Annotated in this window: 10 protein-coding genes; 9 read left to right on the forward strand and 1 reads right to left on the reverse strand. The window is 67.3% G+C overall.

Annotation, left to right across the window (positions count from 1 at the left end):
• Nucleotides 1-574 precede the first annotated feature (574 nt).
• The gene (locus ACVWYO_RS13335; protein ID WP_457354995.1) at nt 575-3,382 is read left to right on the forward strand and encodes an Rne/Rng family ribonuclease; all 2,808 of its coding nucleotides are present in this window, start codon (nt 575-577) and stop codon (nt 3,380-3,382) included.
• Between the two features lie 161 nt (nt 3,383-3,543).
• Here the strand turns inward: ACVWYO_RS13335 and acs are convergent, their stop codons facing one another.
• Nucleotides 3,544-5,484, reverse strand: coding sequence for an acetate--CoA ligase (acs, locus tag ACVWYO_RS13340; protein ID WP_457351506.1), 1,941 nt, complete (start codon nt 5,482-5,484; stop codon nt 3,544-3,546).
• 119 nt (nt 5,485-5,603) lie between these two features.
• Between acs and ACVWYO_RS13345 the strand changes: the two genes are divergently transcribed.
• The 8 genes from ACVWYO_RS13345 (at nt 5,604) to ACVWYO_RS13380 (ending at nt 14,815) form a co-directional block, all read left to right on the forward strand.
• Nucleotides 5,604-6,620 (forward strand): NAD-dependent epimerase/dehydratase family protein, encoded by a 1,017-nt coding sequence (locus ACVWYO_RS13345; protein ID WP_457351508.1) that lies wholly within the window; start codon nt 5,604-5,606, stop codon nt 6,618-6,620.
• 147 nt (nt 6,621-6,767) lie between these two features.
• Nucleotides 6,768-8,597, forward strand: coding sequence for a cobaltochelatase subunit CobT (gene cobT / locus ACVWYO_RS13350; RefSeq protein ID WP_457351510.1), 1,830 nt, complete (start codon nt 6,768-6,770; stop codon nt 8,595-8,597).
• A gap of 90 nt (nt 8,598-8,687) precedes the next feature.
• Nucleotides 8,688-9,428, forward strand: a complete 741-nt coding sequence (locus tag ACVWYO_RS13355) for a hypothetical protein (protein WP_457351512.1) — start codon at nt 8,688-8,690, stop codon at nt 9,426-9,428.
• A gap of 85 nt (nt 9,429-9,513) precedes the next feature.
• Complete coding sequence (locus ACVWYO_RS13360; protein WP_457351515.1) at nt 9,514-9,777, forward strand: ribbon-helix-helix domain-containing protein; 264 nt, start codon at nt 9,514-9,516, stop codon at nt 9,775-9,777.
• A 57-nt stretch (nt 9,778-9,834) separates the two neighbouring features.
• Nucleotides 9,835-12,300, forward strand: a complete 2,466-nt coding sequence (locus ACVWYO_RS13365; RefSeq protein ID WP_457351517.1) for a TonB-dependent receptor — start codon at nt 9,835-9,837, stop codon at nt 12,298-12,300.
• Entirely contained in the window at nt 12,297-13,019 is a 723-nt protein-coding gene (locus tag ACVWYO_RS13370; protein WP_457351519.1) for a tetratricopeptide repeat protein, read from the forward strand. Before ACVWYO_RS13365 ends, ACVWYO_RS13370 begins: the two co-directional genes overlap by 4 nt.
• Nucleotides 13,013-13,696 carry a Fe2+-dependent dioxygenase gene (locus ACVWYO_RS13375; protein ID WP_457351521.1) on the forward strand — a complete coding sequence of 228 codons (684 nt, stop codon included), beginning with the start codon at nt 13,013-13,015 and terminating at the stop codon, nt 13,694-13,696. Before ACVWYO_RS13370 ends, ACVWYO_RS13375 begins: the two co-directional genes overlap by 7 nt.
• Complete coding sequence (locus ACVWYO_RS13380) at nt 13,697-14,815, forward strand: PepSY-associated TM helix domain-containing protein (protein ID WP_457351523.1); 1,119 nt, start codon at nt 13,697-13,699, stop codon at nt 14,813-14,815.
• Nucleotides 14,816-14,882 lie beyond the last annotated feature (67 nt).

A 14,882-nucleotide genomic window follows, 5' to 3' on the forward strand; every position in this document is an offset into this window, starting at 1 on the left:
TTGTAATGCAGCCGGATCGCGGGGGCGGTAAAGCGAAAAGGCGTGCGCTGCCCGGTCTGGGCGCGGCGACGGATAAGGGCGGGAGCGGCGATCATGCCGCTTGGCTAGGCGATTAGGTCGCAAGACCTCCTTGCCGGGCGCGGTTAACGCCAGGGTAGGCATGAATTTGCCGCCCGCCGGCAAAATCCTGCCAGTTGCTGCGCGCGACAGGGGATGCTACGCAATAGACAGTACCCCGATCTCTGCCTGGTTCAGGCAGCGTTCAGGGCCACTCGGCCGCCCCACAATCCTTTGGCGCGGCCCATCCAGGTTGACGTTCGCATGCTGCATTTATCCCGTCCCTCGCTCCGCCCGGCTTTCGCCGGCGGAATCGCGAGCGCGCGGGGTGCTCCAGGCCGGAAGGCGGAGCGTGCAACGCGAGCAGAGGCAGTTTTCGTAACAACCCAGGGCTGCGAACCAGGCGACCTTTTCGCCGGGACGAGCCCTTTCATTGATCGCGCGCGACCAGCGCCACGGCGCTCAGCGCCCTCGGACCCTGCGTCGCGCGACCGGAGAATATTACATGACCACGCGTATGCTGATCGACGCACGGCACCGGGAGGAAACCCGCGTTGCTGTCGTCAAGGGAAACCGAATCGAAGAGTTTGATTTCGAGAGTGCCGAGCGCAAGCAGCTCAAGGGAAATATCTATCTCGCCAAAGTGACGCGCGTCGAGCCGTCGCTGCAAGCCGCGTTCATCGATTACGGCGGCAACCGCCATGGCTTCCTCGCCTTCAGCGAGATCCACCCCGATTATTACCAGATTCCCAAGGAGGATCGCGACGCGCTCCTGCGCGAAGAGGCCGAGCATGCCGCTGAAGAAGCTGCACTGCGCGCCCAGCAGGACGCCGAAGACGATCTCCATGACGACGAGCATGAAGATGACGGGTTCGAGCGCGATTCGGACATCGACGAGACGTCGGTCGAGCGTTTCGACGATGATGGCGGGCACGAGCCCGACACCGAAGTCGTCGCCGAGGGCGAAGCGCGTGGTGGCGAAGGCCGTGGCCGTCGCCGCAAGCGTTCGGCATCGGACGATGCCGCCGACGATCTGCAGCAGCGCCGCACCTCGCTGCGCCATCGCTACAAGATCCAGGACGTCATCCGGCGCCGGCAGGTGCTGCTCGTCCAGGTCGTCAAGGAGGAGCGCGGCAACAAGGGCGCCGCGCTGACCACCTATCTGTCGCTTGCCGGCCGTTACTGCGTGTTGATGCCCAACACGTCGCATGGCGGCGGCATCAGCCGCAAGATTTCGAACGCGGGCGATCGCAAGCGACTGAAGTCGATCATGGCCGACATGAAGCTGCCGCCGTCGATGGGCTGCATCGTGCGTACTGCGGGCCTCCAGCGCACGCGCCAGGAGATCAAGCGCGACTTCGATTATCTCGCCCGGCTGTGGGACGGGATCCGCGAGACCACGCTCACGTCTTCGGCCCCGGCGCTCGTCTATGGCGACAGCGACCTGATGAAGCGCGCGATCCGCGACATCTACAACAAGGAGATCGACGAGGTCATCGTCGAGGGCACCGACGGCTATCAGCACGCAAGGGAGTTCATGAAGCTCCTGATGCCGAGCCATGCGCGCAAGGTGAAGCATTACAGCGACCCCGTGCCGCTGTTCCAGCGCGCCGGCGTCGAGGAACAGCTTTCGGCGATGTACCACCCGGTGGTGCAGCTCAAGTCGGGCGGGTACCTCGTCATCAACCCGACCGAAGCGCTGGTGTCGATCGACATCAACTCGGGCCGTTCGACGCGCGAGCATTCGATCGAACAGACCGCGACCGCGACCAACCTCGAGGCTGCCGCCGAGATCGCCCGCCAGCTGCGCCTGCGCGACATGGCCGGGCTCGTCGTCATCGACTTCATCGACATGGACAACGGGTCCAATGTCCGGAAGGTCGAGAAGGCGATGAAGGAAGCGCTCAAGAACGATCGCGCGCGCATCCAGATCGGCCGCATCTCGTCGTTCGGGCTGATGGAAATGAGCCGCCAGCGCTTGCGCACCGGCGTGCTCGAAGCGTCGACCCGGCCGTGCCCGCATTGCGAAGGGACGGGCTTCGTCCGCACCGCGTCGTCGTCGGGGATCGCCGCATTGCGGATGCTCGAGGATGAAGCCGCGCAGGGTCGCGGGTCGCAGCTGTTGCTGCGCGCCAGCCAGGAAGCGGCGTTCTACCTGCTCAACCGCAAGCGCGGCGAGCTGGCCGAGATCGAGGAGCGCTACGGCGTGATGATCGAGATCGCGCCCGACGGCGAGCAGGAAGGCGCGCGCGTTTCGGTCGAGGTCTCGGGGCCGCCGCCGGCCTACACGCCGCGCTTCGATGCGCCGATCGAGGAGATCGAGGAAGATTTCGTCGAGGAAGAGATCGAAGACGAGATCGAGGAAGAAGAAGAGGAGCAGCCCAAGGCCGCCCGCGAGCCGCGTGCGCCGCGCGAGCGCACCGAAGCGGCGGCCGGCGAGGACGAGGCCGGTTCGCGCCGTCGTCGTCGTCGTCGCGGGCGTCGCGGTCGCGCACGTCCCGAGGGTGAGGGTGCCGCCGAGGGCGAGGCGCTTGGCGACGGCGAGATGTCCGACGCCGAGGATTCGGTCGAGGCGGAAGCCGAGCTCGAGCCTGCCGAGCAGGACGAGAGTGCCGAAGCGGCATTCGCGGCCGACGGTGAAGCCGCTGGCGACGGCGCCAATGGCGAAGGCGGCCGTCGTCGTCGCGGTCGTCGCGGTCGTCGCGGCGGACGTCGCAATGAGGGCGAGCAGGTCGCGAGCGACACGGGCGCGCCCGACGCCGAGGACGCGGTAGCGAACGAAGCCGTCGAAGCCGAGGCACCCGTTGCCGAAGCACCGGTGGTCGAGCCCGAGGTCGAAGCCGAGGCCGAGGCGCCCAAAAAGGGTCGCCGCCGTCCGAAGGCGCGCGATACCGAGGTGAAGGCCAAGCCCGCCAAGGCCAAGCCTGCGGCGACACCCGTGGTCGAGGCTCCGGCCGAGGTTGAAGCGCCTGTCGACGCCGACGCCAAGCCGAAGCGCACGCGTCGCAAGAAGGCGGTCGAGCCCGTGGCTGCCGAAGCGGCGCCCGCGGACGAAACCAGCGCGACGATGGACGTGCCGGTCTCGGAAGAGCCGGCCCCGAAACCCAAGCGCACGCGCAAGCCCAAGGCAGCGGCTGTCGAAGCCGTGACGCCCGAAGCGGCAGCGCCTGAAGCCGAAGCCCCGGCCGTCGTGCTGGCCGATGGCCTCGACGGGGCGGCACCGGCGGACGACGCTGCGGCGGGTCCCGATGGCGGGATCGATCCCGATCCGGGTGAAGCCGGCAGCCCGCGTCGCGGCTGGTGGCAGCGCACCTTCGGCGCATGATGAACGGGTCGCAGTCCCTTCGAGGTGAAGGGGCTGCGACCAGGTCATTCTCGGTTTTCTGATCTATCGTCACCTCGGGCTCATCCCGGGGTGACGTTTGAGCGGCGGGGCCTAGACCCGCTCGAACGGAACGGACGCCCTGGAGGCGATCCGCCCCCGGCTCAAACCACCCGGTTCGCCACCAGATCTTCGACCACCGCGGGATCGGCGAGCGTGCTGGTATCGCCCAGGCTCGACACGTCGCCCTCGGCGATCTTGCGCAGGATGCGCCGCATGATCTTGCCCGAGCGCGTCTTGGGCAGCCCCGGCGCGAAATGCACCTTGTCGGGCGCGGCGATCGGGCCGATCTCCTTGCGCACCCAGCCAACCAGTTCCTTGCGCAGGTCGTCGGACGGATCCTGCCCGGAATTGAGCGTCACATAGGCATAGATGCCCTGGCCCTTGATCTCGTGCGGCATGCCGACGACCGCGGCCTCGGCAACGTGCGGATGCAACACAAGCGCGCTTTCGACTTCGGCCGTCCCCATGCGGTGCCCCGACACGTTGATCACGTCATCGACGCGGCCAGTGATCCAGTAATAGCCGTCTGCGTCGCGGCGCGCCCCGTCGCCGGTGGTGTATTTGCCGGGATAGGTGGTGAAATAGGTCTGGAAGAAACGGTCGCTGTCGCCCCACACGCCGCGCATCTGGCCGGGCCAGCTCCGCGCGATAACGAGATTGCCCGACGCCGCGCCATTCTGCACCACGCCTTCCGGGTCGAGCAGCTGCGGATCGATGCCCGGCAGGGGCATGGTCGCAGAGCCGGGTTTGAGCGCGGTGGCGCCCGGTAGCGGCGCGATCATCGCGCCGCCCGTCTCGGTCTGCCACCAGGTGTCGATGATCGGGCAGCGGCCTTCGCCGACCACGTCGTGATACCAGCGCCACGCCTCTGGATTGATCGGTTCGCCGACGGTGCCGAGCAGTTTCAGCGAACTGCGATCGGTCGCGGTGACGAAGCTGTCGCCTTCCTTCATCAAGGCGCGCAGCGCGGTCGGCGCGGTGTAGAGCGTGGTGACCTTGTGCCGGTCGACGATCTGCCAGATGCGGCTCGCGTCGGGCCAGGTCGGCAGTCCCTCGAACATCAGCGTTGTCGCGCCGTTGGCGAGCGGGCCGTAGAGAATGTAGGTGTGGCCCGTCACCCAGCCGATATCGGCGGCGCACCACCACACATCGCCGGGGCGATAGTCGAAGGCGAGTTCGTGCGTCAGGCTCGCCCACAGCAGATAGCCGCCGCTGGTGTGGAGCACGCCCTTCGGCTGCCCCGTGCTACCCGAGGTGTAGAGAATGAAGAGCGGGTCCTCGGCGCCCATCGGCTCGGGTGGGCAGGTCGCGGCCGCTCCCTCGGCCGCCTCGTGATACCAGAGGTCGCGCTCGGCCTGCATCGTGACCGCGCCGCCGGTCGCCTTGACGACGATGACGGTGGCGAGGCTTGGCGCGTGCGCTGCGGCGGCATCGACATTGGCTTTCAACGGTACGCGCTTGCCACCGCGCCGGCCTTCGTCGGCGGTGATGACGATCGTCGATCCGCAATCCTCGATCCGTCCGGCAAGCGCCTCGGGCGAGAAGCCGCCGAACACCACCGAATGGATCGCGCCGATCCGTGCGCAGGCGAGCACGGCGAATGCCGCCTCGGGGATCATCGGCATGTAGATCGTGACGCGATTGCCCTTCACCACGCCCTGCGCCTTCAGCACATTGGCGAAGCGGCAGACTTCGGCGTGGAGTTCGGCATAGGTGAAGCGCCGCGGTTCCTCTTCGGGCGCGTCGGGCTCCCAGATCAACGCGGTCTCGCCGCCGCGCTTGGCGAGGTGCCGGTCGAGGCAATTCGCGGAGACGTTGAGCTTGCCATCGGCGAACCAGCGGATGTGGAAGTCGCTCTTGTCGAACGACCAGTCACCGGCGATTTCGGGGCGCTTGATCCAGTCGAGCCGCTTGGCCTGATCGAGCCAGAAGCTCCCGGGATCGGCGAGCGAGCGGCCATACATCTGCTCATAGCCCGCGCCATCGACCCGCGCGTGCGCGGCCCATTCGGGGGGGACGGGGTAGAGGTCCTGATCGGCCATTGCACGCTCTCCTGCGCGCGCCATGTGCGACGGGAGCGGGTGGCTTGGCAAGGTCAAGTCGCCTTGCACGCGACACCTTTCGTTCTACAACCGATTGCGAGAAAGTTTCGGAGCGCGCGATGACGAAGACGGTTCTGGTCACCGGCGGTAGCGGCTATATCGCAGGCTTCCTGATCCGCGATCTCGTCGCACGCGGGTGGCACGTCAACACGACGGTGCGATCGCTCAAGCGCGAGGCGGAGGTGCGCACGACGCTCGGTGTGGCGGACGATGCGCTGACCGTCTTTGCCGCCGACCTGCTCGACGATGCCGGCTGGGCCGAGGCGGTCGCCGGGTGCAGCCATGTCGCGCACGTCGCGTCGCCCTTTCCGGCGGGGGCGCCGAAGAGCGATGACGAACTGGTCGTCCCGGCGCGTGAAGGGGCGCTCCGCGCGCTGCGGTTCGCGCAGGCGGCGGGCGTCGCGCGGTTCGTGCTGACCTCGTCGGTCGCGGCGGTCGCCTATGGGCATGGCGCGGACCTGCGGGCGTATAGCGAAGCCGACTGGACCGATCCGACCGCCCCAGGCGTCGGCGCCTATATCAAGTCCAAGACGATCGCCGAGCGCGCCGCGCGCGACTGGATGGCGGCGCAGGGCGGCGTGATGGAGTTCTGCTCGGTCAATCCGTCGGCAGTGCTGGGACCGTTGCTCAGCAAGGATTTTTCGACCTCGATCCAGATCGTCGAGCGTCTGCTCGACGGGTCGATGCCGGGCACGCCACGGCTCGGCTTCGCGGTGGTCGATGTGCGGGATCTAGCGGCGCTGCATGTCCTCGCGCTCGAGACGCCAGGGCTCGACGGCGAACGCTTCATCGCGGCTGGCCCCTTCATGTGGATGAAGGACGTTGCGGCGATCCTGCGCGATGGACTCGGGCCGCAGGCGCGCAAAGTGCCCAGGCGCAGCATTCCCGATGTCGTCGTGCGCCTGCTTGCGCTGTTCGACCCGACGATCCGGCAGATCACCGGCGAACTTGGCCGCACGCGCGCGGTCGAGTCGGGCCATGCGTTCGCGCGGCTCGGCTGGAAGACGCGCGACACCCGCACCACGATCCTCGATACCGCACACAGTCTGATCGAACGCGACATCGTCAGGCTTTGAGCGCCGCAGCTGGCCTGAAATCGGCCCCGCGCGTCGCCTGTCGCAAGATTGCGGCTTTCCGGAACGCCCCCATCTGATAGCAGGGGGCGATGATGGATCGCTCTGCTCTTCCTGCCCCCGTACATACCGTATTGTCGGAGGTGACCCGTGGCCACTGATACCCCGCTCGATCGTTTCAAGGCGGTGCTCGGTGGCACCGCGCGCGCGGTCGCGCACGAGCCCGAGATCGAGCTCGCCTTCACCGCCGACGCGCCCGCCCAAAGCGGCAAGCATATCAAGGTGCCGATGCCCGCGCGCACGCTCCCGCCCGAGCAGGTCGCCGAGGCACGCGGGTTCGCCGATGGCTTCGCGCTGCGGCTGCGGCATCACGACACCGCGCTCCACGCCAAGACCGCGCCCGGCGAGGCGGTGGCGCGCGCGGTGTTCGACGCGGTCGAGACCGCGCGAGTCGAGGCGCTCGGCAGCCGCGGCTATGCCGGGATCACCGCCAATCTCGATGTCGCGCTCGCGACGCGGCTGCGCGCCGATCCGATCACGCGCGCCCGCAACCGCGACGAGGTGCCGCTGTCGACCGCGCTCGCGCTGATGGTGCGCGAGCGGCTGACCGGTGCGGCGCCGCCCGAGGGAACGGTCGCCGGGCTCGACCTAGTGCGCGACTGGATCGAGCAGAAGGCGGGACGCGATCTCGATGCGCTCGGCCTCGCGATCGACGACCAGCGCGCCTTTGCGGGACTCGCGACCAAGCTGCTCGAGGATCTCGAGCTGATCGAAGGCGACATGATCCCCGACGAGGCCGACGAAGGCGGTTCGGAGGAAGAGGGCGCCGAGGAACAGCAGGACGATCAGGGCGACGAAGGCGAGGACGAAGGCGAGCAGGGCCAGGGCGAGATCGAAGCGCGCGGCTCGGAGAGCGAAGCCGATAGCGAGGAAGGCGAAGGCACCGAGCAAGGCGACGATTCGTTCGACGACATGGACGGCGAGCCGGGCGACGAAGGCGAGGAGGGGATGCTCCCCGTCCGCCCCAACCGTCCGTTGTCGGATCCGTCGGCGCAGTTCGAATACAAAGCCTGGACCACCGCCTATGACGAGGTGATCTCCGCGACCGATCTGTGCGACGCCGACGAACTCCAGCGGCTGCGCTCGTATCTCGACCAGCAGCTCGTCCATCTCCAGGGCGCGGTGACCAAGCTCGCCAACCGGCTGCAGCGCCGGCTGATGGCGCAGCAGAACCGCAGCTGGGATTTCGACCAGGAGGAAGGCATCCTCGACGCCGCTCGGCTCGCGCGGATCATCGTCAACCCGACGCTGTCGCTGAGCTACAAGATCGAGCGCGAGACCGATTTCCGCGACACCGTCGTCACGCTGCTGATCGACAATTCGGGGTCGATGCGCGGCCGGCCGATCTCGATCGCGGCGATCAGCGCCGACATCCTCGCGCGCACGCTCGAGCGCTGCGGCGTCAAGACCGAGATCCTCGGCTTCACCACGCGCGCCTGGAAGGGCGGGCAGAGCCGCGAGACCTGGCTCGCCGCAGGGCGTCCGCCGCAGCCGGGGCGACTCAACGACGTGCGCCACATCGTCTACAAGAAGGCCGACGAACCGTGGCGCCGCGCGCGGCCGTCGCTTGGGCTGATGATGCGCGAGGGGCTGCTCAAGGAGAATATCGACGGCGAGGCACTGCTCTGGGCGCATTCGCGGCTGATCGCGCGGCCCGAGGAGCGCAAGATCCTGATGGTCATCTCGGACGGCGCGCCGGTCGACGATTCGACGCTGTCGGTCAATTCGGGGTCGTATCTCGAGCGCCATCTACGGCAGGTGATCGGCTGGATCGAGGCGAAATCGCCGGTGGAGCTGGCGGCGATCGGGATCGGGCATGACGTGACGCGCTATTATGCGCGCGCGGTGACGATCATGGATGCCGAGCAGTTGGGCGGTACGATCATCGAGCAGTTGGCGGCGCTGTTCGATACGCCTTGATCCCGCCCGATTTGGCACGGACACCCGGGCTTCCAGACGTCGATCGCGATCCCGCTTGGATCGCAGGCGTTCGACCATAAGGAGTTGCGGATGATCCGTGCCGGGCGGCGCTATCGCTACCGCAAGGTTGCCGGCGGCGCGAGCGTCATCGCACTCGGCGTCCTTTCCGTCGACGCTGCGGCATCGGACACCAGCCTTGACGCAGCCTTTACGGGACGATGGCGGATCGATACCGCGTCGATCACCGGGGATGCCAAGCCGAGCGTGTTCCGGGTCGGGGCGGGGGGCTTCACGCGCGACGACAACGCGCCTGTGAAAGCCGACGGCCAGTCGCATCCCATCCCCGGCGACGGATATGTGGATGAGCAGTCGATCACTATCGAGAGTGATCATGTCGTTAAGGAGATCGACAAGATCCGCGGCAAGCTTGCTTATACGGTCGCCTATGTCGTCTCGCCGGATGGGAACACGCTCACTTCGCATGTCGCGAGCTACACCAGCCCGAGCGGCCAGCCCGTCACGGCCGATACGCTGCAGCGCCGTGTCGGGGCACCGGTAAAGGACGCGCATCTGCTGTCTGGCACATGGGCGCGCGTCAGCGTGACGTCCGAATCGAAGAACGATACGATCCTCAAGCTCGACGGGAAGCGCTTCAGGTCGCGGACCGACACCGGAACCGGTTTCGACGCCGTCATCGGGGGCGCGCCAGTCAAGTTGACGGTGACAATTCGGGCGTCCGCGCGCAAATCACCAGACCGCGGCCCGATCTCGTCGTCGAAACTGATTTTTCGGTGCGGGGCACGGTCGACGACGTGTTTTCGATGCAGATGATGCCCGACAAGCGGACGATCCACGCGACCGGCGTGTATGGCCCTGAGAAACGCTCGACGAGCTTCTACATGCACAAGCAGGCCGAATGATCGTCACACCACCCGCCGACGGCTTCATCGGCCCCGTCAAACGCTCGGTGACGATCGCGGGCCATGCCACGTCGATCAGCCTCGAACCGATCTTCTGGCACGCGCTTGAAGCCGCGGCAGCCCGTCGCGCGCTGCCGCTCAATGCGCTGATCGCGCAGATCGACGCACTGCGCATCGTCGCCGAGGACCCGCCCAATCTCGCCAGCGCGCTGCGCAGCTGGATCCTCGCCTACGGCAAAACTGAGAATAACTCGCAATAGCGTTGACAATGAGAGTGACTCGCAATAGCCAATCCCCCACGAATAAGGGGAAACCATTTGTCTCGCTCCGCTGTGCGCAAGCCTGCCTATCTCGCCATGACCTGCGTGGGTGCCTTCGCCGCGCATCCAGCCTTTGCGAACGACACCGCACCAACGCCGCCTGCTGACATCGATTCCGACCAGAAGATCGATATCATCGTCAACGGCCACCGCGACGAGCGCCCGCACGACCCCAAACTGGTCGCGCGGCTGGTCGATACGCCCAAATCGGTCCTCGTGCTCGACAAGTCGGTGATCGAGCAGACCGGATCGACCACGCTGCAGGATGCGCTGCGGACGGTGCCGGGCATCACTTTCGGCGCGGCCGAGGGTGGTAATCCGATCGGCGACCGACCCTTCATTCGCGGCTTCGACAGCCAGGGATCGATCTATGTCGACGGCGTGCGCGATCTCGCCTCGCAAAGCCGCGAGATCTTCGCGATCGATTCGGTGCAGATCGTGCGCGGGTCGGACTCGACGCTCGGCGGGCGCGGCAGTGCTGGCGGAACGATCAACATCCTGAGCAAGCTGCCGCAGTTGCGTACCTTCGGCTCGGTCGCGGCCAGTTATGGCAATGCCGATTACAAGCGCGTCGTCGGCGACCTCAACGTCAAGCTGAGCGACACAGCGGCCTTCCGGATCGAGGGGATGTGGCACGACCAGGACGTCGCCGGCCGCGACGCGATCTACCAGCGCCGCTGGGGCATCGCGCCGAGCGTCACGATCGGGCTCGGCACCGATACGCGGCTGACCGCCAGCTATTATTACATGGAAAGCCACGAACTGCCCGACGCAGGGATTCCCTATCTCTACACGATCGGCAATGCGCCAGGGACGGGCGCGATCCGCACCGAACCCGCGGTCGGGCGGATCACCACCGCGACCGGCCAGACCGGCACCGTCGCGCGATCGACCTTCTACGGCCTGACCGATCGCGATTTCCGCGACAGCACGACCAACCAGGCGACGCTGCGGGTGGAGCATGATTTTGGCGGCGTGACGCTGCGCAATACCGCACGCTACAGCGCGTCCGATCAGGCCTATATCTTCACGCTGCCCGACGATTCGACGGGCAATATCTACGGTAGCGGGCAGGTGTGGCGGCGATCGAACACGCGCTACAGCTACTCCAAGAGTATCGTCGACCAGCTCGACCTGTCGGGCAGCTTCAAGACCGGCGCGATCACGCATGATTTCGCGATTGGCGCCGAAGTGTCGTGGGAGAAAGCGCGGCGCGGCACCTTCGTCACGCGCGGCTATCTCAACGCAAGCGGGGTCGAGATCCTGTCAAACGGGTCGACCATCTCGCCGCGCTGCAACGCAGCAACCGTGTCGCGGTATTATTGCGCGAGCATCTTCTCGCCGAACCCCAACGATCCGTGGGTCAATTACGCCAGCGACACGTCGACGACGCCCTCGCCGATCGTGCGTTCGCTGCCGATCGAGGAGACGCAGAACGACGCCGAGACGCAGGCGCTCTACGGGTTCGATTCGATCACCCTGTTGCCCTCGCTGATCCTCAATGTCGGCGCGCGCTACGATCGCTTCACCTCGCGCATCACGCCGGGGCAGGCCGCCAATGCAACGCAGGCGTTCCGCTTCTCGCGGACCGACGAACTGTTCAACTGGCAGGCTGGCCTGGTGTTCAAGCCGACCAAGGAAACCAGCCTCTACGCAAGCTATGCCACCGCCGCGACGCCGCCCAACAGTCTGCTGGGCGAGGGTCGCGAGGACAATGCGCTGCCGACCACCACCGCCACCGCGAGTTCGCTCGATGCGCTCAAGGTGCAGAAGACAAAATCGTATGAAGTCGGCGCCAAGGCGAGCCTGTTCCACGAAAAGCTCGCGCTCGCGCTGGCGGTATTCCAGACCGACATCGCCAATGCCCGCGTGACCGACGCCAACAATAACATCGCCTATCTCGGATCGACGCGAATCCGCGGCGTCGAGCTCACCGCGAGCGGGGCGATCCTGCCGGGGTGGACGGTGTTCGGCGGCTATACCTTCCTCGACGCCAAGATCGTCGACGGCGGTTTCACCGCGCTTACCGTGGCGGCGAACGGCGCGGCGGCGGCCAAGACGGTGCTGGTGCCTTCCGTCAACACCGGAAAAGCCGTGCCGCAGACCGCGCGCAACAGCTTCACGATGTCGACCAACGTCGAAGTGACCAAGCGCTTCTCCGTCGGCGGTGGCGCCTATTACATGGACAGACAGAATGGCGGCTATGCCGACAATCGCACCGCGACGCAGACCAGCGGGGGCGTGGTCACCGTCACTCCGGCGACCAAGATCCTGACGCGCGGCATTCCGAGCTACTGGCGCTTCGACGCGCAGGCGCGCTTCAAGCTCAACGACCGGCTCCAGCTGTCGGTCAACGCGCAGAATTTGACCGACAAGGTCTATTACACGCAGACCTATACCAGCCATTATGCCTCGATCGCCGCCGGGCGCACGGTGTTCGGCACGGTGCAGGTGGCGTTTTGAGCGCGCTGTCGGCGGATGAGATCGCCACGCGGCTCGCCGGATCGCCGGAGGAACGCGCCGCTTTCCTGCGGGAATGCGCCGATAACGGGGTGGCCGAGGCACAAGCGCTGTACGCACAGTTGCTGCTCGACGGCGCGGGCGTCGCGCGCGATCCCGCCGCCGCGCTCGGCTGGTTCGTGCGCGCTGCCGCGCAGCATCATCTGATGGCGGTCAACATGGTCGGGCGCTGCTACGATCTCGGCTGGGGCACCGTGCCCGACAAGGCGCGCGCGGCAGCGTGCTATCGGAGCGCTGCCGAGCGCGGGCTCGACTGGGGGATGTACAATTATGCGACTCTGCTCGCGCTCGGCGACGGGGTAGCCGAGGACCGGCCAGCAGCGCTGGCGTGGTTCCGCAAGGCCGCGGCGCTCGGCAATGCCAAGGCGATCAACTTCGTCGGCAGCTTCCACGAGGATGGCTGGGTGGTCGAGCGCGACATGGCAGCGGCGGCGCTCTGCTATGCGCGCGCGGCACAGGGCGGGGATTTTCGCGGGTGCTTCAACCATGCGCGGATGCTTGGTGCTGCGGGCCGGATCGAGGATGCGATCGGCTGGCTCAAGCGAGCGGGCGCGAGTGCCACGCCCGCGTTCGTCGAGAAAGCCGCGGCGTGGCTTGCCGCATCCGAGCTGCCGGCGTTTCGCGTGCGCGGTGTCCAGGCCATTCGGGCGGCGGCATGCTGACCGTCATCCCCGACCTGCTCGACGCGGCGCAGGTCGCTGCGCTCCGCGCGCTAATCGACGCCGCGGCGTGGATCGATGGCAATGCCACGTCGGGCCACCAGTCCGCGCTCGCCAAGCAGAATGCGCAATTGCCCGAGGATTCGGAGGCGGCACGGAGCGGCGGGGCGATGGTCCTCGACGCGCTCGCGGCGTCGCCCTTGTTCGTCGCGGCGGCGCTTCCGCTGAAAGTGTTCCCACCCTTGTTCAACCGCTACGCGACCGGCGACGGCTTCGGCGCGCATGTCGACAGCGCGATCCGGATACGGCGCGGCAGCGACTATCGCATCCGCAGCGACCTGTCGGCGACGCTCTTCCTCGCCGATCCCGACAGCTATGATGGCGGCGAGCTTGTGATCCAGACGCAGTTTGGCGACCAAAGCGTCAAGCTCCCCGCCGGGCACCTGGTGCTCTACCCAGCCTCGAGCCTGCACCATGTCGCGCCGGTGACGCGCGGGGTGCGCGTCGCGTCGTTCTTCTGGATCCAGTCGATGGTGCGCGATAGCGATGCGCGCGCGCTGCTGTTCGAGCTCGACACCGCGATCCAGTCGGTCGGCGCGCGGCTGGGGCAGGGCGACGCCGAGATCGTCCGGCTGACCGGCGTCTATCACAATCTGTTGCGCCGCTGGGCGGAGGTCTGAGTGCGTAAGATCGGCATGCGGAACGCCTGGTTCCAGGTGCATAAGTGGATCGGGCTGATCCTGGCCGTGGCGATTATCCCGCTATCGGTGACGGGCGCGGCGCTGGTCTGGGACGATGCGCTCGACCATGCGCTCAACCCGCAGCGCTACGCGACGAGCGGAAACGGGCTGCAGCCGATGCAGCATTATGTCGCGGCGGCGCGCGGCGTGCTCGCGCCCGGCGACCGGATCGCCTCGCTCGCGCTGCCGGCAGCGGCGGGGGAGCCCGTCATCGTGGTCGCGAGCGTGGCCGCCAAGCCCAGGCGCATGGCCGGGCCGCCACCGCGCAAGACCGTGTGGATCGATCCTGCGACCGCGCGCGTGCTCGACAGCGCGGGCAGCGGCAGCGGGCTGATCCGCACCTTCCACATGCTCCACGGATCGCTGATGATCCCGGGCGTCGGGCGGCAGGTGGTCGGCTGGATCGGCGTGGCGATGCTGATCTCTTCGCTCTCCGGGCTGTGGCTGTGGTGGCCGACGGTCGGGCGCTGGGTGCGCGGGCTTCGCTGGCGGCGGCACCGCAACACCGACACCAATCTGCATCACCTCCTTGGCTTCTGGATCGCGTTGCCGCTGTTCGTGCTGTCGCTCACCGGCGCGTGGATCGCGTTCCCGCAAGTGTTCGGCGGGGCGCAGGGAGGAGCGGGCGGTCGCCCCGGCGCGCGGGCCGGCGGGCAGCGCCCGCTGCCGCTTGCCGCGCCGAAGCTCGCGCTCGACGCCGTGATCGCGCGCGGTGCCACCGTGTCGCCGGGCGCGATCGCCAAGGTCGATTGGCCGACCGACCAGAAGCCGGTGTGGAAGCTCGCGCTTGCGCAGGGGGATCGCGCGATCACCGTCGCCGACGAGGACGGCGCCGCCAAGCTCGTGCCCCCGCCACGCGAACCGCTCGCGCGGACGATGCGGCGGATCCATGACGGCACCGGGATGGGGCTCGTCTGGCAGATCGTGATCTTCCTCGGCGGACTTTTGCCCGCGATCCTCGCGGTTACCGGGATCATCATGTGGTGGCGCGCGCGCGGCTGGCGCGCTCAGCTCAAGGCGCGACAGCGCGCGCGGCGTGAAGCTGTCGGGGTGCGCTGATCTCGCTGCGCTACCGCTAAAACGTCACCCCGGAACAGGTCCGGGGTGACGGTTGGGGGGTGACGGT

Source organism: Sphingomonas sp. UYP23 (genome assembly GCF_054059235.1).